Consider the following 23,036-nt stretch of genomic DNA (forward strand, 5'->3'; position numbering starts at 1 on the left):
CAGAATAAGCCTCCATAATAAAGTTATTCCTAAATAAAAGTTATGACTTATTTAGCTAAAAGATATTTGCGCTAAAGGGAATTTTAAACCTATGATATTTAAGCTCATAAGTTACTCCTATAATTATCACAACTTACCTTATAACGTTATACCAAAAATTAACTTCCCAATATTTTTAACAATATTTTAAACTAGGCAATATGAATATGACTATAAATTCGACCACCCATACAGCAGATATTGATGACGTGAATATTGAAAAATTTATCCCTTTAATTACTCCTGCTAGTCTAAAAGCTGAGTATCCCTTATCTGAAGCTGCCTATAACACTGTGTTAACCGGTCGCACTACTATCCAGAATATTTTGGATGGTACTGATAAGCGCTTGCTAGTAGTGGTTGGTCCCTGCTCTATCCATGATGTCAAAGCCGCTCATGAATATGCCGATAAATTGGTTAAGCTTGCAGAAGAGCTGAAAGACAGTATTTACATCGTGATGCGCGTCTACTTCGAGAAACCGCGTACCACTGTGGGCTGGAAAGGTCTAATTAACGACCCTGATATGAATGATAGCTTCGATATAGAAAAAGGTCTGCGTACCGCCCGTAAGCTATTATTAGATTTGAATGAAAAAGGTCTGCCCTGTGCCACAGAAGCACTTGACCCTAATACGCCGCAGTACATACAAGACTTAATCAGCTGGTCAGCCATTGGCGCACGTACTACTGAAAGCCAAACTCACCGCGAAATGAGCTCCGGTTTATCTTGCCCTGTTGGATTCAAGAACGGTACTGATGGTGGCATGACTGTCGCGGTAAATGCTATGAATGCTGTGAAATCAGGTCATAACTTCTTAGGCTTATCTAACGATGGTCAGGTCTGTATCATCAAATCAAAAGGCAACCCATACGCTCACGTAGTACTGCGTGGCGGTAACGGTAAGCCAAACTATGACCAGTCTTCAGTTGAACAAGCTGAAAACGAGCTTGAAAAAGGCAATGCCATGGTGAAAATTATGATTGATTCAAGCCATGCCAACTCAGGTAAAGACCCTTATTTACAGCCTATGGTCATCCAAAACGTGGCTGAGCAAATCAAAAATGGCAACAAGTCTATCATGGGTCTTATGATTGAAAGTCACCTAAAGGGTGGCAATCAAAAGCTAACTGGCGACCCAAGTCAGCTTGAATACGGCAAATCTATTACAGATGGCTGCTTAGATTGGGACAGCACCGTTGCCTCTCTTCGCAACTTACGTAACACCATTAAGGATGTGTTGCCTAACCGCTAATTTAGCGTTTAGACTTCCAAATCTTAGACATCCAAATTCCAAAAAAACGCCCGACATTAATGTCGGGCGTTTTTTGTTTATATAAATAAAGAAAAACAACCTATAAATAAGAACAAATAACAGGCTTGCTGCTGATACAGACTAAACTGCACTCTGACAAAAAAGCCTTCAGACTAGCCCGCCTTCAACATAGTATGCAGACTTTCAGTAACGTTTTTCGACTTAACGTGTTTACTTAATTGCTGCAACTGCTGCTTGGCTTCTGCCCGTACCGGCTCTGCTAACGTATACCAGCGTGATAGTGTCTGCAATAAACGTGAGGCCAATACTGGGTTGGTTTCATCAAGCTTTTGCACCACAGCGATATAGGTCTGTAATCCTTCTTTAGTCCAAAGCTTAGTGGGCTGTGCAGCAAAGCTACCCACCACAGCGCGGATTCTATTGGGCGTTCCCCAATCGAAGTCTTTACGCTCAATAAGGGCTGCAATATCAGCAACTGAAGCCGTCTCATCACCTGCTTGGACACTAAACCACAGGTCCATTACCAAGGCTTCTTTATTAAAGCGTTGATAAAAGTCATCCAGCACTTCTTGCTTTTTAGGATGTTCATGGTTGACCATAGCACTCAGGGCTCCCAAACGCTCAGTCATACAGCTGGCACTTTGATACTGCTCGTAAGCCCAGTCATGTGCTTCTTCGATACCGGCAGTAAGCGCCATATCTAGTACTACATTACGTAGTGCCCGCTTGCCTCTGGCTTGCGGCGTGTCCTCATATTCCTCTATTGGTAGCTGCTGGTAGACCCGTTGCCAGTCATTGGCCATATACTGGGTAAGATTGGTTTTTAACAAGTCACGCTTTTGCTTCATAACGCTTGGCTGATAGTCACTGTTAACCGCTGAAGCAAGCTCACGCTCAGCAGGAATATCTAGAATTCTAGCTGCCAACATTGCATCTTCTTCTACCAAGCTTAAGAACGCTTTTTTAACGACTTGGAGATACACGTCTGGCTCGTTATTTTGCAATAATATTTTATTTACTAAGGCTTGAGCGCTTTGCCACTGGTTAAAGCCATTGGTTTCATGAGCCAATAAGAAAGCCAAATCTGTCTCGCTATATTGATACTTCATTTGTACTGGAGCACTAAAATCACGCAGGACAGATACTATCGGCTCTATACCATCTACTGTGCTCACATTATCAAAGACAAAGTCTTGTGTCTCTTGTTCTAGCATTAACAAGCGCTCTTCGATTAGCTCACCACTGCTTCTATCAAATAAAGCTGTAGCCACAGGAATAGGCAATGCTTTTGGCGCAGCATAGCCATCCACTTGGCGGGTCTTTTGCGATAAAGTCACTGTCAGCTTGCCAACATTATTCTCATCCAGCTCAAAGCTTTGATGACCTGATACTTCCGGCGTACCTGGCTGAGTATACCAATCAATAAAGTGCTCAACAGATTTACCGTGGGCACTTAAAGCCGATAGCCAATCTTCTACAGTTACTGCCTGACCATCATACCGCTCAAAGTAGGTGTCGGTTCCTTGACGATATTCTTCTCCTAAAGTATTGGCTAGCATACGCACTACTTCTGCCCCTTTTTCATAGACAGTGGTAGTATAGAAGTTGTTTATCTCAACAAAGCTACTGGGACGCGGCGGATGCGCCAATGGACCGGCATCTTCTGTAAACTGATGAGCGCGTAGCATTGACACATCATCGATACGCTGCACTGCAGGCGACTGATGATCGGCTGAGAACGACTGATCACGATAGACGGTTAGCCCCTCTTTTAAGCACAACTGAAACCAATCGCGACAAGTCACACGGTTTCCGGTCCAGTTATGAAAATATTCATGGGCAATAATGGATTTCACGCTAAAGCTGCGCGCATCGGTCGTGGTCTCAGGACTTGATAACACACAAGAGGTGTTAAAAATATTTAGACCTTTATTTTCCATCGCTCCCATATTGAACTGACTAACCGCCACAATCATATAACGGTCGAGATCATAGGCTCTACCATAATTGACTTCATCCCAGTGCATAGAGTCTTTTAACGCTTGCATCGCAACATGACATTTATCAATATCATAAGCTTTTGCATAAATCTGTAGCTTAACCTCACGGCCTTCGATGGTGGTATAGCTGTCCTCTAACACTGCTAAATCTGCAAAGACACAAGCAAAAAGATAGCTTGGCTTCTTGCTCACATCGTGCCATATTGCATAGTGACGATTGCTATCTCCCTCCACTTCCCCTGAGTCAATAAGATCCCCATTGGCTAACAAGGTAGGAAACTTCTTATCAGCCTCTAAGCGCGTGGTAAATACCGATAAAACGTCGGGACGATCTGGATAATAAGTTATCTTACGAAAGCCTTCTGGCTCACACTGGGTCACAAACATAGCCTCATCGCCTTCTCCAGCGATATACAGCCCCTCAAGTTCAGTGTTTTTTTGTGGTTGATGACGCACACTGATTTTTACCACAGCATCATCTGGGGCATCAGCGATAGTCAACTGACTTTCATCAAGCTGATAATCACCCTCTGCCAACGCCTTATCATTTATACTAATGGCTGTCAGATCCATATTTTGACCCAGTAACACCAAATCTCCCGGGTGCTGTCTTTTCATGGTCAACACACTGTCAACTGTGGCATGATCTTCAAAAAGCTTGATATCCAGCTCTACTTTTTCGACCGAATAGCTTGGCGGGGTATAATCTTTTAGATATATTTTTTTTATGCCATCATCAACCGTTGTCTGTTGCGCTTCAGGGTGAGGTTCAGGCGCATCTGGTGTCATGCTGTCCACGATCATGACGTTATCTTTAGCATCGGTATTGATTAAATCTGTCATAGGGATCTCTTTATATTTATTAAATGGTCTTTATTTAGCAGTAGTGATAGCCTATATATTGTAACATTCTGCCTATTTTTAAACCCATGATCGGTAAAATATGTTACTTATCTCCTATCATAATCTTTATTTTACTCTCGCTAGACCTCAACCCTACTAAGTGCAAATTATGTCATTAACCAACCCGAAATCTAGCTCAAAACTAAATGTTATTGCCTCTCATATTCTACAAGTCATTCATCAGTTATCTATAACCGTAGACTCTGAGGCAGATAATAATGAGGACAACCAAACATCCCTCTCTATCTTGTTGGTCAGTGACAACAAGATTAATGAGCAGCTCAGTCAATTACTGTCGAAAAATAATCCTAAGCTGGTAATTCATAGTTTAAGCCTAGCTGAATTCACGGACGCACCCTTCAATAGACGCTATACCCTAGGCTGCTTGATACAGCCCTTTGACCCAGATATAGCTTTGGCTAGCCATGAGACTCAAACACAGCCCACTTTAGCAAGTTATAACCCTATTGCTATTAGACTGCGTGATTTATTTGCCGAACAAAGCTTATTGCTAACCTATATGCCGTCTAGTGAACTTAACTTTAGTAGCTTAGGCTATATTCCGCTGACTATTGAAACTGCCGAAGAGCTTCCGAACTTTATTAGTTGGCAATTTAACCTATATGACTATAAACAGCGGCCGGATTGGCTCAACGCCAAATACTGGGCCAACCCCGAAAACTTTGATAAATACCGATGGTAGTCTGAAGTTATAGGGTTTTGATAATAGGGTGCAACGATAGGATAAATTTACCCTCTATCGGTCAGATAAAATGCTTGTTTAATTTTGAAAACTTTGTCATTATCCTGATATGAATTTACAGTAAAACTACTTACATAAAGTAACATCTGCTTTTAAATGTGCTATATTTACAATAACTGTATTTGGCCATTCATGTGGTGTTGGTTAACGAGCTATTTACAACAACATAAGTAAAAACATAAGCTCACAACACTTTTTAGGAATCTGAGGATCTAATATGTATTCATCATTAAAAATTTCGGCAATTAGTCTACTTTCAGCGGCTCTTCTAACCACAGTGGGCTGTGCTAGCAAACCACAAACTTCTGAGTTTGTAGTAGCGCCTATGGCAGTGCCTGGTAACGCAGCTTATCAAACCGGTCCTTTAGTGAGTAACTCAGCAGAAGTACAAGCAGCGGCCCAAAATATACGTGGCATTGTTCATTTTGCTTTTGACAGCAGTGAAATTGATGCTGAAGCTGCTAGTGTCTTAAATGAACAAGTTACCTTCTTAAAGGAACATCCTGATGCAGCTGTCCTAGTAGCTGGTCATACTGACGAGCGTGGTAGCCGTGAATACAACCATGCTTTAGGTGAGCGTCGTGCTCAAGCAGTAAAAAACTACTTAGCCTCTCAAGGTATCGCTGATGCTCGCGTTGAAACCATTAGTTATGGTGAAGATCGCCCTGTAGCCACAGGTACTGATGAAGCTTCTCATGCTGAAAACCGTCGCGCTGAATTATCATACTAATTTATTAGCTGTTAACTTGATAATTTCAAACGACCAAAAAAAACCCAGCTTAGGCTGGGTTTTTGGTATCTAGAGTAACCACTGTCATGACTTCTGACCTCACAAGCAAAGATATCTGTTTAATTAATACTCATTATTTTGGCTTTGATACCCAAGGTCATGCCTCACCTTTTTTATCCCCAGAAACTTCGGTTACCCTAGCCGTCTCAAGCTTCCTCTATCACAGCGCTAGCAAAATTAGTGCAAGTGCTAAAGTAGATAGCAAGACAGATAACAAACCCGTTGTGTCTAAAGCTCAAAAAATTGCGGTTAGAAAGCTACTATATCATCTCTTCTTTGAGAAAATGAAAGGTTGTTCATTTACTTATACTAAAAGCAGACGAGTAAACTTGCTCCAAATAAAAGGGCTCAGTCTATCAGAAAGCAGCTACCCTTATAGACTATTACCGTTTAATTATTATGTTTGCTTTACCCACTCTGGCAATAAGATTGCTTGCGCTATTCATACCGAGCAAGTAATAGGTATAGACTTAGAAGTCAATCCAGTGTCAATTAAAGTAGCCCAGCGCTACTATACACTTGAGGAAAAAAACTGGCTGTCGCAATTAGATACTAACCACTTACCCCAAGCTGTAAAACTCTTATGGTTGTTAAAAGAAGCTTCTATCAAAAAAAACAAAACCAGCAATGCAAATTTACTGTCGGGACTAAAAGAAAATAAGCTGCATGCTGCCCAGAAGTTTATGCCTATGATTGCTAAAAGCCACCATGATGCAACCAATATCAATAAGAACACTGCTTCTCAGAGCTACTGTTATCAAGATTCAACGGATCTTACCAATATCACTACTTATGTCTATATCACAACGGAAAACTTAGTCGCAATCTGGTAGTGGCCTTATTATCTGTGTAGTGGCCGCCCTATTATCTGTATCAATTAACCTACCTGTTAAAATATTTTAGCCAAAAAAAAGCACCCCCGATGAACTGAACCCCAAATGTTGGACGGTTTAGTTTAACCCAAGGACTGAGTTCTGTATTGCACAGGACTCAGTCCTTTTAGTTTAAGTTGAATGCGCTCATTATTGTAATAATGAATATACTCGTGAATCTGTTGTTTTAACTGCTCAATAGTTTTCGGTTTCTCAATATAAATTGTCTCGCACTTCAATGTACCGAAGAACCCTTCCATAAGCGCATTATCCAAGCAATTTCCTTTTCTGCTCATACTTTGCTTAATACCGTGCTGTTTAAGTATCCTGTTAAAGTGTTTCATTTGATAATGCCACCCTTGATCTGAATGTAGCATTAACCTGTTATCACGGCATATTTTCGTCTTTGCTAAAGCTTTATCTAGCATCTTGCTAACTAAATCATAAGTTGGTCTCTTTGAGAGGGTATAACTGATGATTTCATTGTTAAAACAATCGAGTATGGGCGATAAATATAGCTTATGATTACCCACCTTAAACTCAGTGGTATCAGTTAGCCAGCGCTTGTTTGGTCTATCTGCATCAAACTGGCGCTTTAGGTAATTCTTTGCAATCTTACCTTGTACCCCTTTATAAGAGCGGTACTTTTGTCTTCTGATCCGTGCAGTTAAGTTAAGGTGACGCATAAGCTTAGCTATGAGCTTATGATTGTGATGTACACCTAACTGCTTTAGTGCTGCCGTTATTCTGCGATAGCCATACCTACCTTTATGCTGGTGATATAGTTTAGCAATACGCTGTTTTAATTCAGTGTACTTGTCGCCACTCTCAAGCTTTGCTCTATGGTAGTAAAAGACGCTTTTAGGCATCTTGGCTATGTCTAGCAAAGCAGGTAAAGGATGATCTTGCCTTAGCCTTTCGATGAGCCTTGCTTTCTCGAAGCTTGTTTCTTTTCCTTTTCCCTGAGCAAGGCATCTAGCTTTTTTAGGTAGGCATTCTCCGCACGTAGATATTCCAGCTCTCGTCTAAGCTCTGCTGGTGTCTTTTCATCATCTGGTTTGTCTGTGATAAATGGTTTGCTCATAGTAGCTCTACCTTTAGGTTTGGATATTAGTCCAGACAGACCATGCTCTCGATACACTTTATGCCAGTGACTGATTAATGCCGGTGAGCTGATATTGAATTTCAGTGCTACCTCAGATTGACTTAAACCTTGTTCAAGCATAGTAGTTAACACCTTAAGTTTAAACTCACTACTGTATTTGGCTTTAGTTGTCCTTGGCTTTATAGCATCGATACCACCGCTTTGATATTGCTCTACCCATTTAAGTACAAAGTTTCGATTTACATTAAATGTCTCTGCTGTGGCATTTTTGGTATGTCCTTGCTCATAGTATGCTATGACCTTCATCTTGAAGTCTAGATTATAACGCATAAAAATACCCCACAAGTTGTGTCCAACTTATGGGGTTCAGTTCACGAAGGGATGCTTTTTTATAACTTTAGCTTAGCCAATAATTAGAAGCGGTAAGTTAAACCAGCTTTAACCATTGGATACCAAACGTCGTCTTTTTGAATGTCATTTCTAGCGGCATCTTCGAATTGTTTGTTATCGTTAACGTTGATGCTACCTTCTGCTTTTACATTACCTTCTGTTACTTTAACGTCGGCATCCATTTTACCCATATAAGCTGCACCGATTTCACCGAATACACCCCAGTTTTGGTTGATGTTTGGGCGGTAGCCTATAGTTAAATAAGGAGCCAGTTTGTTTCTGTTTTCTACATTTGCTTTAACAGTAGTTCCTTCAGTAATGTAATATCTTGTACCATTGATTCTAACATTAGCATCTGGAGATTTAGGTGTTAAAGTAGCCTCCAACTCATTATTTGGAACTAGAACACCAGTACCAATAGTGAAGTTGTTAGCCCATGGACGTAAGTTAACACCAAGGTATGGGTTGCTGAAATCAGCATCATATTTCATATCGCCTTGGAAGTTACCCCAACCGTCACCTAGAGCTTTACCCCAGTTGATCCAAGAATCGCTAGCGTCTAAGTCTTTAGTACCGTCGTCGCTGAAACCGTTCCAACCTGCAGTTAGTTCGGTAGTTTCGTTAACACCCCAAGCGATGTTAGCACCATAACCTAAAGTACCGATCTCAGCGCTTACTGCAGCTGGATGAGTTACTGTGTTGAAAAGAGTTTTGCCAGTACCAACTACCGCGCCAGTAGTGTTAGCAATAACACCAGCGTTTTGGTCATATTGATAAGCAACTGGTTGTGCTTGATAAGCAACAGGTTGTGCGTCAACTACAACTACTTCGTTAGCTGGTTGTGCATCAACTACCACTACATCTTGAGCCATTGCAACTGATGAGCCTAATACTGCTGCTGCAACTGCTGTTAATTTAAATAGTTTCATAATATCTCCAAAGATATATAACTTAATTGAACCGTTAATAAGTGCCTAATAACAAAAAAGCAATTCAAGGGTATTATAGTTATCATGTACTTAGTAATAATAGTACACAGCTATATAAAGGCCACTCGAATTGCTCATCCATGAGACACCATAGAGGTTTCCCGTATCCATGTTTGTATTAAACACTTTTTTACAATTAAAGTCATCCCCTAAAAGTTACCTTTTAATAGGGATTCTGTAATTTTTGCTTACAATTTGTAAGTTGGGTTGCATTATACCCTGTGATTGCACAGAAGCCTAATACTTTATTTATGAACCCCTAAGTCATTTAAGGATAAAAAACCAAAACACATCAGATGACATTAGCTGGCACATCTATTACAATATGCAGCTGCCGAGAGGTGTTGCGCCAGTGAAATTTACTAACCACTAGAGTCGCTATTATAGCATTTGAAACTCTTTTAGTTAAATTAGCTAATGTTTAGTTAAATTAGATAAAGGTCACTGTCAGGCTCGGTTCGCCTTTATATAGCTATATTCTTATATAGCTTACTTATAGCTACATCAATTTTTCAGAGTTTTACTTCTGAAATTTCATTTAAATTGGTCTAATTTACGGGTTGTTAGCTGTAACATTAATTTGTTGCTCAAACAATCTAATAAGTTGAATTAACTGTATTTATACTGATGGGTAGCTAATGGGCAAACAACGACACCTGCGTTTCTTTCACCTTAATTTTTATCAATACCAAGGAGCTCGAGATGGACGCAGTGTCTAACATCGATTCAAAAACCAATTTAGAAAACTTCAGCGACTATAAAGTAGCTGATATCAGCCTAGCAGATTATGGCCGTCGTGAGATTTCATTAGCAGAAGCTGAAATGCCAGCGTTAATGGGCTTACGTAAACGCTATAAAGAAGCCCAGCCTTTAGCCGGTGCCAAAATTCTAGGTTGTATCCATATGACCATCCAAACCGCAGTACTTATTGAGACCCTAGTTGAGCTAGGTGCTGAAGTACGTTGGACTTCATGTAATATCTTCTCAACCCAAGATCATGCGGCTGCGGCAATTGCTGCAAGTGGTATTCCTGTCTTTGCTTGGAAAGGCGAAACGGAAGAAGAATACGAGTGGTGCTTACGTCAACAGTTATTTGTGGGCGGTGAAGAGAATGGTCAGCTTTGGGATGCTAACCTTATCCTAGATGACGGCGGTGATTTAACTGCTTTAATCCATAATGACTATCCACAAATGCTAGACACCATCAATGGTATCTCTGAAGAGACCACCACTGGGGTACACCGTCTAATTGATATGCTTAATAAAGGGACGCTAAAAGTACCAGCTATCAACGTAAACGATGCGGTTACCAAGTCTAAAAACGATAACAAGTATGGCTGCCGTCACAGCTTAAACGATGCTATCAAACGTGCCACAGACATGTTACTTGCCGGCCGCCGCGCTTTGGTTATCGGCTATGGTGATGTGGGTAAAGGCTCAGCACAGAGCTTACGCCAAGAAGGTATGATCGTTCGTGTTTCAGAAGTTGACCCTATTTGTGCCATGCAAGCCTGTATGGATGGCTATGAGCTAGTATCTCCTTACATCGATGGTAAAAATACCAATTCAGCAGAAGGCATCAATACTCGTCTATTACAAGATACGGACTTAATTGTTACTACTACTGGTAACTACCACGTATGTGATAAACACATGCTGGCTGCGTTAAAGCCAGGCGCTGTAGTTTGTAACATTGGTCACTTCGACACTGAAATCGATACTCAATTTATGCGTGATACTTGGAACTGGGTAGAAATCAAGCCTCAAGTTCACCAAGTTTATCGCTCAGAAGACAAAAACGATTATCTAATCTTGTTAGCAGAAGGTCGCTTAGTAAACCTAGGTAATGCTACTGGTCACCCATCACGCGTCATGGACGGCTCATTTGCAAACCAAGTACTGGCTCAAATGTACTTACACGAAGAGAAATTCTCTGAATTACCAGCAGATGAACGTGCCAACGGCTTATATGTCAAAGTATTACCGAAGAAACTGGATGAAGAAGTTGCCGCAGCTATGGTCGCAGGCTTCAACGGTGTCATGACCCAGTTGACACCTGAACAAGCAGATTATTTAGGGGTTCCTGTTGAAGGTCCATTCAAGCCTGATGACTATAAGTACTAATGTTAATACTTTTTAGTATTTAACATTTGCAGTTAAACTTATTACATTAACAGTTGTTTATTTTAAAGGCTGAGAAATTAGATTAATTTCTCAGCCTATTATTAGGGCGGTATATATTTTTCATCAAGGACAGGACATGAGCAAGCCACAATTTTCTTTTGAGTTTTTTCCAACCAAAACAGATGAAGGCATCACCAAGCTATATCAGACTTTTGATACTTTAAATGAGTTGGCGCCAAGCTATTTTTCAGTAACCTATGGTGCCGGTGGTACCACTCGCGAACGTACATTAGGGATTGTCGAAGCGCTAAAAAATCGTGCTAGCACCCCTATTGCTCCCCATATCTCCTGTATTGGTGATGACAAAAGCCAAATTGCAGAACTTTTAGATTTCTACAAATCCATTGGTATTAGCCGCATGGTAGCTTTACGCGGTGATTTACCTTCAGGTCAAGTAGGTATGGGTGAATTGCCCTTCGCTGTGGATTTGGTTCGTTTCATCCGTGAACATTCAGGTGATCACTTCCAAATTGAAGTCGCTGCTTATCCTGAAATGCACCCCCAAGCCATAAGCTTTGAGCAAGACATTCAAAACTTAATCAATAAGTTTGAAGCAGGTGCTAACTCTGCTATTACCCAGTTCTTCTATAATGCTGAAAGTTATTTATATCTACGTGACGCTTTAGAAAAGCGCGGTATTGATACTGATAAGCATAAACTGGTTGCCGGCATTATGCCCATCATCAATTCAAGTAATTTAATTCGCTTTGCGGACAGCTGCGGCGCAGACATTCCTCGCTTCATTCGTAAGCAGTTGGCTGACTACGGTGATGACCGCAAAGCCATTCGTGAATTTGGTTTTGAAGTGGTACACCGCTTATGTGAAGTGCTCATAGCTGAAGGCGTACCTGCCCTTCACTTCTATACCATGAACCGTGTTGAACCCAACAAACGCCTAGTACAATCATTAGGCTTGACCCCATCAAGCACACAGGCTTAATCGCATGCGCCGTTTTTTCTTTAATCCGAATTTAGCACAGCTAAGTTCGGACTCCTCTAATTCCAACCCTACTTTAACCCGTTTAAGCCAACTTGCTATTGGCAGTTTGCTTAATTTAACAGATGATATTTATCATCATTGGTGCCGTGTGTTACGGGCCAAAGTTGGTGAACAAAGTCTAGTCTTCGATGGCTTGGGCGGCCAAAGCATCATAGAGCTTGAGTCTATTGACAAAAAGTCGGCTCAAGCCCGTATCATTTCGCACGATACTATTGATAATAGAAGTAACTTTCATAGCACCATTGCCATCGTCATGAGTCGCGGTGATAGGATGGATTATGCAATCCAAAAATCTACCGAATTGGGCGCTACTACTATTCAGTTACTTACCAGTCAGCACGGTGAGGTAAGATTAAAAGCCAATCAAGTCGACAAAAAGCTCAATCATTGGCAACAGGTGGCCCTATCTGCATGCGAACAATGTGGGCTTAATCGTCCGCCTTTAGTAATGTCACCGGTGTCTATTGAACAATGGCTACAACAACAAGGTGGTGAACCGCATAATGACGTTAGCTATTTGGTAAATGACGCTTATTATCAACAATATTTTAATCAGCCTACCCTACCCTTAGTTTTGGCTGTACCCAATCAACAAGAAAAACAGCAATTAGATATCAATGCTTCGATTAAGCAGCACTTCACTCAAGCAGTACAGACCCAATCTAAGCCCAGGTTTGACATTTTAATCGGTGCAGAAGGCGGACTATCAGAGTCTGAATATCTGCAGGCGCGTGACAGCAATTATCTGCCTTGGCAATTGGGCAATCGAGTATTGCGGACAGAGACGGCGCCGGTAGTTGCCTTAGCCACTTTGATGCATATTGGCGACACTGTCTAAGTAGTGATTTATTAAGCGGTAATTTATTAAGCAATGATATGGTCTTAAATTATCGGTACTAACTCTGATTTTTCTTATTTTTTATTATTTTTTATTTAACTTTCGTTTACTCATAATTAGCCGGCAACCAATCCGTTGGTGCCGGTTTTTTACTTTTAGAGAAACCTATTTTTTATTTTATAAAACCATAGTCTTAGCTTTTATTTGGCTTTTTAAAAACGATAAAAAAACTATAAAAAACGAAATTTTCACAATTAAAATTATTTTTTGTGACCCGTAAGTCTTTGCAAGTGCTTGTAAAGTAACGGTTTAGCCTCTATCTTTTCATCTATAAATTTTTATTTGCGATAGCTATATTTAATGCAAGTCATTATTAACTATGGCTTTATTTACTATCAAAACTTCTCATCGCCTTATAAAAATAGATAACTATCAATTTTCCCTAATTTTCTTTATTCAATTTACTGTCAAATTATTTATCAGCATTAATACAAGACCTTACAACAGGGAGCCTTGTAACTAATAAAATAATTTGTGCAGTCTAAAACCCAAAGTTGTCAACCAAACCATTCTTATAAAAAGGATAACAACATGCAATACAAAGCGCCTCTTCGTGATATGCAATTTGTTCTACATGAGCTTTTAGACAGTACCTCTCATTATAAAAGTATTCCTGAATACCAAGAAGTTGAAAAAGACATCATTGACAGCTACATTGAAGCTGCTGCTAGCTTTGCTGAAAATGAAATTGCCCCTCTAAATCGTAGTGGTGACGAAGAAGGTTGTACCTTCGAAAATGGTAAAGTGACCACACCAAAAGGCTTTAAAGAAGCTTATAAACAATACTGCGAACTAGGGTTTTCAGCGCTTGCGGCTGACGAAGAGTTCGGTGGCCAAAACATGCCTTTTTCATTAAGTACCGTAGTTAATGAAATTATGGGCTCGGCCAACTGGTCATTCTCAATGTATCCCGGCCTATCTCATGGTGCGATTCAAACTCTTGAGCATCATGGCACAGATGAGCAAAAAGCAATTTATTTAGAAAAAATGGTCACTGGCGAATGGTCAGGCACTATGTGCTTGACAGAGGCACATGCCGGTTCTGACTTAGGTATCATTCGCACTAAAGCTGAGCCTAATGACGACGGCTCTTACAGCATCACTGGCCAAAAAATCTTCATCTCAGCCGGTGAACACGATATGACGGAAAACATCGTTCATATCGTTCTAGCCCGCCTACCAGGTGCTCCAGCTGGTACCAAAGGTATTTCACTATTTATCGTACCTAAAATAAACGTCAACGCAGATGGTAGCCTAGCAGAACCTAACCAAGTTACTTGTGGTTCTATCGAGCACAAAATGGGTATCAAAGCCTCTGCTACCTGTGTAATGAACTTCGATGGTGCTAAAGGCTTCTTAGTTGGCCCAGAGAACCGTGGTCTAAACTGTATGTTTACCTTTATGAACATTGCACGCATCCTGACTGCAGTTCAAGGTTTAACTGCCTCTGAAATTGCTTTCCAAGGCTCACTTGAGTATGCCAAAGACCGTCTAGCGATGCGTTCAATGTCAGGGGTAAAAGCGCCAGATAAAGTGGCAGACCCAATCATCGTTCACCCAGCGGTTCGCAACATGCTATTAACAGAAAAAGCATTCGCTGAAGGTGGCCGCGCCCTAGCCTATTACCTATCATTCTTCGCCGATATTGTGGTAAAAGGCACTGGCGAAGAACAAGAATACGCTGACCAAATGTTGTCACTATTGACTCCAATCGCTAAAGCATTCTTAACAGAGACTGGCTATGAAGCAGCCAACCACGGCGTTCAAGTATACGGTGGTCATGGCTTTATCTCCGAGTGGGGCATGGAACAGAACGTACGTGACACCCGCATTGCCTGCTTATATGAGGGCACTACTGAAATCCAATCATTAGACCTTCTAGGCCGTAAAGTACTAGGCTCAAAAGGCAAGATGCTAGCGAACTTCACCAAAGTAATCGCTGACTTCTGTAAAGAGCATGAAGCTGATGAAGGCATGGCTGAATTTATCCGTCCTCTGGCTGACTTGAATGCTGAGTGGACTGATTTGACAGGTCGTATTGCCAAACAAGCCGCTGAAAACCCAGATTCAGTAGGGGCAGCTGCCGTAGATTACATGTACTTCAGTGGTTATGTAACTCTAGCCTACCTATGGGCACGAATGGTTGCTGTTGCTAAACAAACCCTTGCAAACGGTACAACTGAAACGGGCTTCTATGATGCGAAGATCAAAACTGCTCAGTTCTACTTCAGCAAGTTGCTACCTCGTACGCGCACTTATGTTGCTCGCATTGATACCGGTGCAGAGCCTTACATGAGCATGGATGTTGACCAATTTGCATTCTAAGTACTACGGTTTACTACTACTTAGTGATTTGGATTAGTGCTATCATTTATAGGTGGCACTAATCCATTTAAACTAACAAATCAATAAATCAATTCTAAATATATTAAAGGACTTTTTATGGCTATTTATAATCCACCTTTAGATGAAATGCGCTTCATGCTAAACGACGTTTTTGACGTTGAAAAATTTTGGCAAGCCAACGAAAAGCTAGCTCACGTTGATATGGATACCGTCAACATGGTGCTTGAAGAGATGGCTAAGCTGTCAAAAAACGTACTGCTTCCTCTTAACCGCACAGGTGATGAAGAAGGCGCGACTTATCAAGGTGACGGCGTTGTAACCACACCAGCTGGCTTTAAAGATGCTTTCAAACAGTATGCTGAAGCAGGTTGGATCGGCCTAGGCGGTGATCCTGAGTACGGCGGACAAGGTTTCCCTAAAATGGTGACCATGCTTAGTGAAGAAATGGTTTTCACTACGAACCAAGCTTTCGCCCTATACCCTAACTTATCTGTTGGTGCGACGCTTTGTTTATTGGCTTCTGCTTCTGAAGAACAAAAACAGCTTTACCTTGAAAAAATGTATACAGGCCAATGGTCAGGCACTATGTGCTTAACTGAGCCTCATGCCGGTACTGACTTAGGTATCATCAAAACCAAAGCTACCCCTAACGATGATGGCAGCTACAGCATTTCTGGTACTAAAATCTTCATCACCGGTGGTGAGCACGACCTTACTGAAAACATTATCCATTTAGTATTGGCCAAAACACCAAATGCTCCAGAAGGTTCGAAAGGTATTTCTTTATTCGTAGTGCCTAAATTCATAGTGAATGAAGATGGTAGCTTAGGTGAGCGTAACTCATTAGCAGCCGGTTCTATCGAACACAAAATGGGTATCAAAGGTTCAGCAACCTGTGTTATGAACTTTGATGGCGCTAAAGGCTGGATGGTTGGTGAAGAAAACACCGGTCTAGCGTCTATGTTCGTTATGATGAACTATGAGCGTGTGACTATGGGCTTACAAGGCCTAGGTGGTACTGAGCTTGCTTATCAAAATGCAGCGGCTTATGCCCTAGACCGTGCACAAGGTCGTAGCGATACTCAAATCCAAAGCCCAGAGAAGCCTGCTGACCAAATCATTCACCACGCTGACGTGCGCCGTATGCTATTAAACGCTCGCGCTAACGCTGAAGCTTCTCGTTGCTTCGCTATGTATGTGGCCAAGCAATTAGATGAGTCTAAGTTCAGTGTTGACCCTGATAACGCCAAAGCAGCTGCCGCTCGTGTTGCCCTATTAACCCCTATCGCTAAAGCTTTCTTAACCGATAAAGCGTTAGAGGCAACTATAGATTGTCAGCAAGTATTCGGTGGTCATGGCTATATCCGTGAATGGGGTATGGAGCAAATCGTTCGCGATACGCGTATTGCTCAGATTTATGAAGGTGCTAACGGCATTCAAGCCTTAGACTTACTAGGCCGTAAGATTTCTCGTAACAATGGCAAATACTTAGAGAGCTTCTTAGCTGAAATCCGTGATTTCGTCGCTAACATGAAAGCCGATCATGAAATCAAACAAGCCACTTTAGATGCAGCAAGCACCATTGAAGAATTAACGACGACTGTATTGACTAACATCAGCAATCGTAAGAGCGAAATCAATGGCTGTGCGGTAGATTATCTACATGCGATGGGCTACCTATGCTACGCATTTATGTTCGCCATGATGGTAGAAGCTGCCCATGACAAGGAAGGTGAGTTCTACGCCAATAAGTTAAAGCTGGCTACTTATTTCGTAGGTCGTATCCTACCTCGCATCAAAGCCCACGCTGAAATGGTTAAGACCGGTAGCGATCCAATTATGGACTTTGATTTACAATATTTTGAACAAAATATTAGCTAATTAAAAGCCGATTTAAATCTCGGAATAGTTTATAATTCCTCATAACTTTACAAGAAGACAGCTCTCGTGGCTGTCTTTTTTGTCGTTATATTACTGTCTAACCTTCCGCTAATTATAGGAATCTATCTTCGTTTTAATTAAATATGCTATTAAACTAATTGAAATTAATAGAACTTTGCGATACCTTCTCAATATCTGATCGAATAAGGGTAATTAAGTGGCAGAATTAAAAGATATTTTGCATAAAATAAATGCACTGTGCGATAGCCCTGAGCCTTATGTGCTCAAAAGATTAATTGATACTTTACGGGTATCAGAAGCTGAATATAAGAATAATCCCGAGCTTCCTAATGAAAGAATTAAGGAGCTAAATGCACTATTAAGAAAGTACCCTGAGTATGCCAATGGTCTGGCCGTCTTTGTTCTTACTTTACTCAATAATTACCATAGAATGTCGTTATACACCGACACAGGCATCTTATCAGACCAAACCTTCTCCAATAGCTTAATGCGCTTAATTGGGCATCGCTTTGTACCTCTATTACCTGAAGATGATTCTATTGTAGAACTGGTTGCTTATTTATTTGATGGCAAAGATGATGAGCGCTGGTTGGCGTCTATTAATGATGAGCTATGGGATGAGATGGTAGATCTCATCATGGTGGATGATGCCCACTCTAACCTTGTGGCGACTGCTAAAAATAACATTCTTAATGCGTTAGTTATTTTGTCTTACCGCGTTAGTGGTATCGGCTTGCATCCTGATTTGATGAAAGCTTATCCGCAAATGCTCGATTACTCAGCGGCTTTTGTGGCTCAGAACCAAGAAGCCGTCCTTTTTGCTAACGAATATCGAGAGATACACCAATTAGATAACTATGAAGATGCCGTTCCTGGTCGTGAAATTGACCCAGGTCCTTTATTGGTAATGATTGAGCAGTGTGACAATATTGTCAACACGGTACGTAAGCGTATCTACAAGACGGGTATTTCAATTCGTTCCACCAATATGTTACTGCGCCTTGAGCAAAGCTTAAAGCGTATGCAGATCTTGAGTGAGCTACTAACTAATGATGATAAGAAACGTGATAGAGCCATTATTGAGCTAACACAAGCCATTATTGTCAGTGTAAAACGCCGCTATAGTATCAGCTACTTAATTGATAACAATACCAAGCTATTGTCTCGAAAAATTACCGAAAACTCAGGGCGTGTTGGTGAGCATTACATTAGTACCGATAAGGCCGGCTATAAGAAAATGTTTAAAATGGCGGCGGTCGGTGGTTTTATGATTGCCTTTATGGCCACTATCAAAATTTTATCTTACGACTTAGATTTGGCGCCAATGAGTCGGGCTTTTGTTAACAGTATGATTTATGGCTTAGGCTTCGTATTTATCCATATTATCCACGGAACCGTGGCTACTAAACAGCCGGCTATGACTGCAGCGGCTATTGCTTCTACCATTTCTGATAGCTCAGGCAAAAAGTCGCATCAGCTTGCCAAGCTTTCAGAGCTGATGGTAGATATCATCCGTACCCAGTTCGTCGCTATCATGGGTAACGTGCTGATTGCTATGCCTTTAGCACTCATCATATCTATAGTGTGGTTACAGGTGAAAGGCACCCCGATGATTGGCATCGATCAAGCTGAACACCTATTGCATGACTTAGATCCCTTCCACTCTTTAGCGATATTCCATGCGGCCATTGCCGGTGTGTTCTTATTCTTATCTGGTTTGATTGCCGGTTATTACGATAACTTGGCCTTATTTAATAATATTGGTGAGCGTATTGCTCGTCACAAGCTGTTATTGCGCTTTGTCTCAGAGTCTTGGCTACAGCGACTAGGAACTTTTGTGGAAAACAACTTAGGCGCCATTATGGGTAACTTCCTATTTGGTGTGTTCCTAGGTAGTACCGCCACTGTGGGCTTTATATTCGGCATGCCATTAGATATTCGCCATATTGCTTTTGCTTCTGCTAACTTCTCGCACGGCATATTTAATATGGCAGCAGATGACTTTAGTCTTGGTATTGTTTTGATCTCTCTACTCGGTGTGGCCCTTATCGGTATGGTCAACCTATTGGTAAGCTTCTCGTTAGCCATAATTGTAGCACTACGCTCTAAAGGGGTTGAGGTGGTTGAATGGAAGACCATCGGTAGATTAATGTACACTCACCTAATGACTCAGCCTAGAGACTTCTTCTTACCCCGTCCAGAGCCGATGACTTATGCCAAGATTGATAGCCAAGGTTATATGATTTATGAAGAAGCGGGTAAAGCGCAAAAGCATAAACTGTTTCCAAAACACTTTGCTGTGCGTAGACTCTCAAGCGTACGGGTGGTGCCTGAAGGGGTCGCTATCGATAGCAAACGTATTGATGAGATGATTGAGAAAAAAGAATTCCAAGATAAGCTCACGAGTGATCAGCCACCGGTTACTACTGAGAAAAAAATAGTTAACTTGGATGATCAAGAGTTTGAGCTGGTGAATCCTGAGCTACTCGAAACAGGCATGGTCGACACAAACTCAGAAGCTGCCTCTAGCAATGATAAAACGAAAAATGCCAAAACTCCTTTACCCAAACCCAAGAATCCACCCAAGCTGCCCGAATAGACGTTGTAACGGATAGACAATATTCAATTATATATTATTAGGTATAATAATTGAGGTACGCAGCTGGTTATAGCCTTATATTAACCAGCTGAACTTATCATTATTAATACCTATCATTATAAAATAATAAGGAGAATATTATGGGACGTTTACAAGATAAGGTCGTTATTGTTACTGGAGCAGCACAAGGTATGGGTGAGACTCATGCTCGCAAATGCTTCGAGCAGGGTGCAAAGGTTGTGTTAACCGATATCAATGAAGAAAAAGGACAAGCGTTAGCAGCCTCTCTGGGAGAAAATGCACTATTTATCAAACATGATGTTACCAGCGAAGAAGATTGGTTAAACGTTGTCAAAACCACTGAAGATAAATTTGGTCCAATTAACGTTCTGGTAAATAATGCCGGCATTACTATGGCAAAATCTTTATTGGATATGTCGTTGGAAGATTATCGTCGTATCCTTGATATCAACCAAGTTTCTGTATTCTTAGGCATGAAGTCGGTTGTTCCTTCAATGAAAAAAGCCGACAATGGCTCAATCATCAATATCTCCTCTATTAATGGTTTAGTCGGTGGTGCTATTGGCTATACAGACTCTAAATTTGCGGTACGCGGTATGACTAAAGCCGCAGCTTTAGAGCTGGCAGGCTCTGGTATCCGAGTTAACTCTGTACATCCTGGCGTTATTGCAACTCCTATGATTATGCAGGGTGATACCAAAGACGCAGTCGAGAAAATTGCTAAAAGCATTCCTCTACAACGGGTGGCACAACCTGAGGAAGTGAGCAATCTGATTCTATTTTTGGCGTCAGATGACTCTAGCTACTCAACAGGCTCAGAGTTTGTGGTCGATGGCGGCATGACCGCTCAATAGGCTCTCAGGGCTACACTAGCCTTACTTGTAGCTCCTTTGTCCTATAATTTAGTGGATAAAATACAAAAAGCACAAGTCATTGTTGACTTGTGCTTTTTTTGTTGAAATATGACTTCTATCAGCCCAATTAGTTCTACTTACTAACTGATCTTACTTACTAACTGATTTTACTTACCAACTAATCCTACTTACCAACTAATACCTTTTATCTGTGGCAATTGATTAAGCCTTAGGATTTTGGGCATTTATCTGAAGAGGTAAAAATCTTGCCATCTTCCAAACGATATGCCACCAGGCAGTTGCCCCACACACAGCCCCCATCTAAGGCTCTAGCGGTAGGCAAGTCAATCTCAGCCTTTAAGGCAGCCCAGTGCCCGAATAGAATCTTGCGATCACGGGGCACTTCCCACTCAAACCAAGGACGGAATGATTCTGGCATTTCATCGCTCAGGCTTGATTTAAAGCTAAACTCAAGAGAGCCATCTTGTTTACACAGCCGCATCCTAGTGAGATAGTTGGTAATGGCTCTGATTCGCGTAAAGCCATTGAGCTGCTCCGACCAAACATCTGCTTCCCCGCTATACAAATGTGGCAGCACCCTATCAAGTTGAAAAAAACTACTCGAAAGCTGCACTTGTACTTCACGCGCATAACGCTCTGCCTCGCTTATTCTCCAGTGCGGGGGAATACCAGCATGGACCAATACCGTTTGCTCGTTAGGAAAAGCAATTAACGGTTGGCGGCGAAGCCAATTAAGTAGCTCATTGCAATCGGGTGCCTTGAGGATGGCTTCGGTTTGATCTTTATTCTTTAAAGGTGCAAAGCCGCGCCATACCGCGATTAAATTAATATCATGATTGCCCAATACAGTAGCGGCAGCGCCCTGCTCACACAGGTCCTTGACATGTCGTAAAGTAGATAAAGAATCTTCACCTCTAGCTACTAAATCCCCCACAAACCATAACTTATCTTGTGCAGGATCAAAGTTTATTTTTTTTAGAAGATCTAGATAGGCAGCATAACATCCTTGTAAATCTCCGATAACATACTCGGAACGATATTTCATATAGTCACTCAGTTTTATTGGTGGTATTTACTCTTTTATTGAATTTAATTTAGACCATTCTTGCCCAAGAGTCCCAGCCTTACCGCTCAATCATCGCTATTTTCAAGCTGACTTTGTTGCTTACTATTTACTAGGTTACTTAGTGCCACGAAGTCTTTGACATCCAAGGTTTCAGGACGTGCATTGCCTTCGATACCAATAGAAGCAAAATCTTCATCGCTCAATGTCGCCATTAATGAAGACTGCTTAAATATGGCACGCAAGGTTTTACGGCGATGGTTAAAGGTCTCACGCACCACTAAAGCAAAGAGTTTTTCATCTTCTGCTTGCACCGGCTTGGTGAGATGTGGACGCAAACGGAATACAGCACTGGTTACTTTTGGAGGAGGGTTAAAAGCCCCTCTAGGTACCGTGAGCAGATATTCAGTTTCACAATAGTACTGCATAATAACTGATAAACGACCGTATATTTTACTGCCCACATCAGCAGTAATACGCTCTACGACCTCTTTTTGTAGCATAAAATGCATGTCTTCAATAATATCTGAGTACTCCAGTAAGGTAAATAAAAGTGGAGTAGAAATATTATAGGGCAAGTTACCCACGACACGAAGCTTGTTCGATTTGACTCCCTCAGCCTCTTTATCATACAGAGTTGAGTAATCGAACTGCATGGCATTAGTATTGACGATGTGGAAGTTAGGATGGCTATTAGCGCCAATACGAATACGCAGGCTGCTGGCCAAATCACGGTCCAGTTCAATCACCGTCATGGCATCAACTTGCTCTAGTAAAGGCTCTGTTAATGCGCCCATACCTGGCCCGATCTCAACCAGATTATCGTCTCGGTTTAGACCAATAGAATCCACAATTTGGCTGATAATACTTTCATCATGCAAAAAGTTTTGACCAAATCTTTTTCTAGGCTGATGTTTAGCAGCCCTTTGTAAGGTGCCATGTAAGGGATGTTTTGATGCGTCTGAATGTGTCATAAGTTGATAGATATCAGTTAGTAAAGGGGTTTAGTTTAGCATATTTCAA

Annotated in this window: 17 protein-coding genes; 11 read left to right on the plus strand and 6 right to left on the minus strand. The window is 41.3% G+C overall.

What is annotated here, in order from left to right:
- The first annotated feature begins 206 nt into the window (after positions 1 to 206).
- The gene (locus tag G561_RS0104330; RefSeq protein WP_037031638.1) at positions 207 to 1,292 is read left to right on the plus strand and encodes a 3-deoxy-7-phosphoheptulonate synthase; all 1,086 of its coding nucleotides are present in this window, start codon (positions 207 to 209) and stop codon (positions 1,290 to 1,292) included.
- Positions 1,293 to 1,465: 173 nt separating this feature from the next.
- On the opposite strand, the gene pepN is transcribed toward G561_RS0104330, so the two are convergent.
- Positions 1,466 to 4,156, minus strand: a complete 2,691-nt coding sequence (gene pepN / locus G561_RS0104335; protein ID WP_037031642.1) for an aminopeptidase N — start codon at positions 4,154 to 4,156, stop codon at positions 1,466 to 1,468.
- A 169-nt stretch (positions 4,157 to 4,325) separates the two neighbouring features.
- On the opposite strand from pepN, the gene G561_RS14945 reads away from it, so the two are divergent.
- From G561_RS14945 to G561_RS0104350, 3 genes are all read left to right on the plus strand, one after another.
- Positions 4,326 to 4,919 (plus strand): DUF6231 family protein, encoded by a 594-nt coding sequence (locus tag G561_RS14945; RefSeq protein ID WP_051584361.1) that lies wholly within the window; start codon positions 4,326 to 4,328, stop codon positions 4,917 to 4,919.
- Between the two features lie 277 nt (positions 4,920 to 5,196).
- The gene (gene pal / locus G561_RS0104345) at positions 5,197 to 5,709 is read left to right on the plus strand and encodes a peptidoglycan-associated lipoprotein Pal (RefSeq protein WP_028858455.1); all 513 of its coding nucleotides are present in this window, start codon (positions 5,197 to 5,199) and stop codon (positions 5,707 to 5,709) included.
- An 86-nt stretch (positions 5,710 to 5,795) separates the two neighbouring features.
- Entirely contained in the window at positions 5,796 to 6,602 is an 807-nt protein-coding gene (locus G561_RS0104350) for a 4'-phosphopantetheinyl transferase family protein (protein ID WP_028858456.1), read from the plus strand.
- 122 nt (positions 6,603 to 6,724) lie between these two features.
- Here the strand turns inward: G561_RS0104350 and G561_RS0104355 are convergent, their stop codons facing one another.
- The 3 genes from G561_RS0104355 to G561_RS0104365 all read right to left on the minus strand — a co-directional run bounded on the left by G561_RS0104355 (position 6,725) and on the right by G561_RS0104365 (position 9,065).
- Positions 6,725 to 7,654 carry an IS3 family transposase gene (locus G561_RS0104355; protein ID WP_115342969.1) on the minus strand — a complete coding sequence of 310 codons (930 nt, stop codon included), beginning with the start codon at positions 7,652 to 7,654 and terminating at the stop codon, positions 6,725 to 6,727.
- On the minus strand, positions 7,552 to 8,076 hold the full coding sequence (locus tag G561_RS0104360) for a helix-turn-helix domain-containing protein (RefSeq protein WP_028858458.1): 525 nt from the start codon (positions 8,074 to 8,076) through the stop codon (positions 7,552 to 7,554). The genes G561_RS0104355 and G561_RS0104360 overlap by 103 nt, the downstream gene beginning before the upstream one ends.
- An 83-nt stretch (positions 8,077 to 8,159) precedes the next feature.
- Positions 8,160 to 9,065 carry a hypothetical protein gene (locus G561_RS0104365; RefSeq protein WP_028858459.1) on the minus strand — a complete coding sequence of 302 codons (906 nt, stop codon included), beginning with the start codon at positions 9,063 to 9,065 and terminating at the stop codon, positions 8,160 to 8,162.
- 762 nt (positions 9,066 to 9,827) lie between these two features.
- On the opposite strand from G561_RS0104365, the gene ahcY reads away from it, so the two are divergent.
- From ahcY to G561_RS0104400, 7 genes are all read left to right on the plus strand, one after another.
- The gene (ahcY, locus tag G561_RS0104370; RefSeq protein ID WP_028858460.1) at positions 9,828 to 11,249 is read left to right on the plus strand and encodes an adenosylhomocysteinase; all 1,422 of its coding nucleotides are present in this window, start codon (positions 9,828 to 9,830) and stop codon (positions 11,247 to 11,249) included.
- Positions 11,250 to 11,385: 136 nt separating this feature from the next.
- A complete protein-coding gene (metF, locus tag G561_RS0104375) occupies positions 11,386 to 12,249 on the plus strand; it encodes a methylenetetrahydrofolate reductase [NAD(P)H] (protein WP_028858461.1) in 864 nt (287 codons plus the stop codon).
- Positions 12,250 to 12,253: 4 nt separating this feature from the next.
- Entirely contained in the window at positions 12,254 to 13,147 is an 894-nt protein-coding gene (locus G561_RS0104380) for a 16S rRNA (uracil(1498)-N(3))-methyltransferase (protein WP_028858462.1), read from the plus strand.
- Between the two features lie 591 nt (positions 13,148 to 13,738).
- Positions 13,739 to 15,532 carry an acyl-CoA dehydrogenase C-terminal domain-containing protein gene (locus G561_RS0104385; RefSeq protein WP_028858463.1) on the plus strand — a complete coding sequence of 598 codons (1,794 nt, stop codon included), beginning with the start codon at positions 13,739 to 13,741 and terminating at the stop codon, positions 15,530 to 15,532.
- A 117-nt stretch (positions 15,533 to 15,649) separates the two neighbouring features.
- Positions 15,650 to 17,434: an acyl-CoA dehydrogenase C-terminal domain-containing protein gene (locus G561_RS0104390; RefSeq protein WP_028858464.1), complete on the plus strand. Its 1,785-nt coding sequence runs from the start codon at positions 15,650 to 15,652 to the stop codon at positions 17,432 to 17,434.
- 217 nt (positions 17,435 to 17,651) lie between these two features.
- Positions 17,652 to 20,054: a site-specific recombinase gene (locus tag G561_RS0104395; RefSeq protein WP_028858465.1), complete on the plus strand. Its 2,403-nt coding sequence runs from the start codon at positions 17,652 to 17,654 to the stop codon at positions 20,052 to 20,054.
- A 140-nt stretch (positions 20,055 to 20,194) separates the two neighbouring features.
- Positions 20,195 to 20,929, plus strand: a complete 735-nt coding sequence (locus G561_RS0104400) for a glucose 1-dehydrogenase (protein WP_028858466.1) — start codon at positions 20,195 to 20,197, stop codon at positions 20,927 to 20,929.
- A 229-nt stretch (positions 20,930 to 21,158) separates the two neighbouring features.
- On the opposite strand, the gene G561_RS0104405 is transcribed toward G561_RS0104400, so the two are convergent.
- Together G561_RS0104405 and rsmA are read right to left on the minus strand one after the other, a co-directional pair.
- Entirely contained in the window at positions 21,159 to 21,995 is an 837-nt protein-coding gene (locus tag G561_RS0104405) for a symmetrical bis(5'-nucleosyl)-tetraphosphatase (protein WP_028858467.1), read from the minus strand.
- Positions 21,996 to 22,081: 86 nt separating this feature from the next.
- Complete coding sequence (gene rsmA / locus G561_RS0104410; RefSeq protein WP_028858468.1) at positions 22,082 to 22,987, minus strand: 16S rRNA (adenine(1518)-N(6)/adenine(1519)-N(6))-dimethyltransferase RsmA; 906 nt, start codon at positions 22,985 to 22,987, stop codon at positions 22,082 to 22,084.
- Positions 22,988 to 23,036: the final 49 nt, after the last annotated feature.

It is taken from the genome of Psychrobacter phenylpyruvicus DSM 7000 = NBRC 102152 (assembly GCF_000685805.1).
Taxonomy (GTDB): domain Bacteria; phylum Pseudomonadota; class Gammaproteobacteria; order Pseudomonadales; family Moraxellaceae; genus Psychrobacter; species Psychrobacter phenylpyruvicus.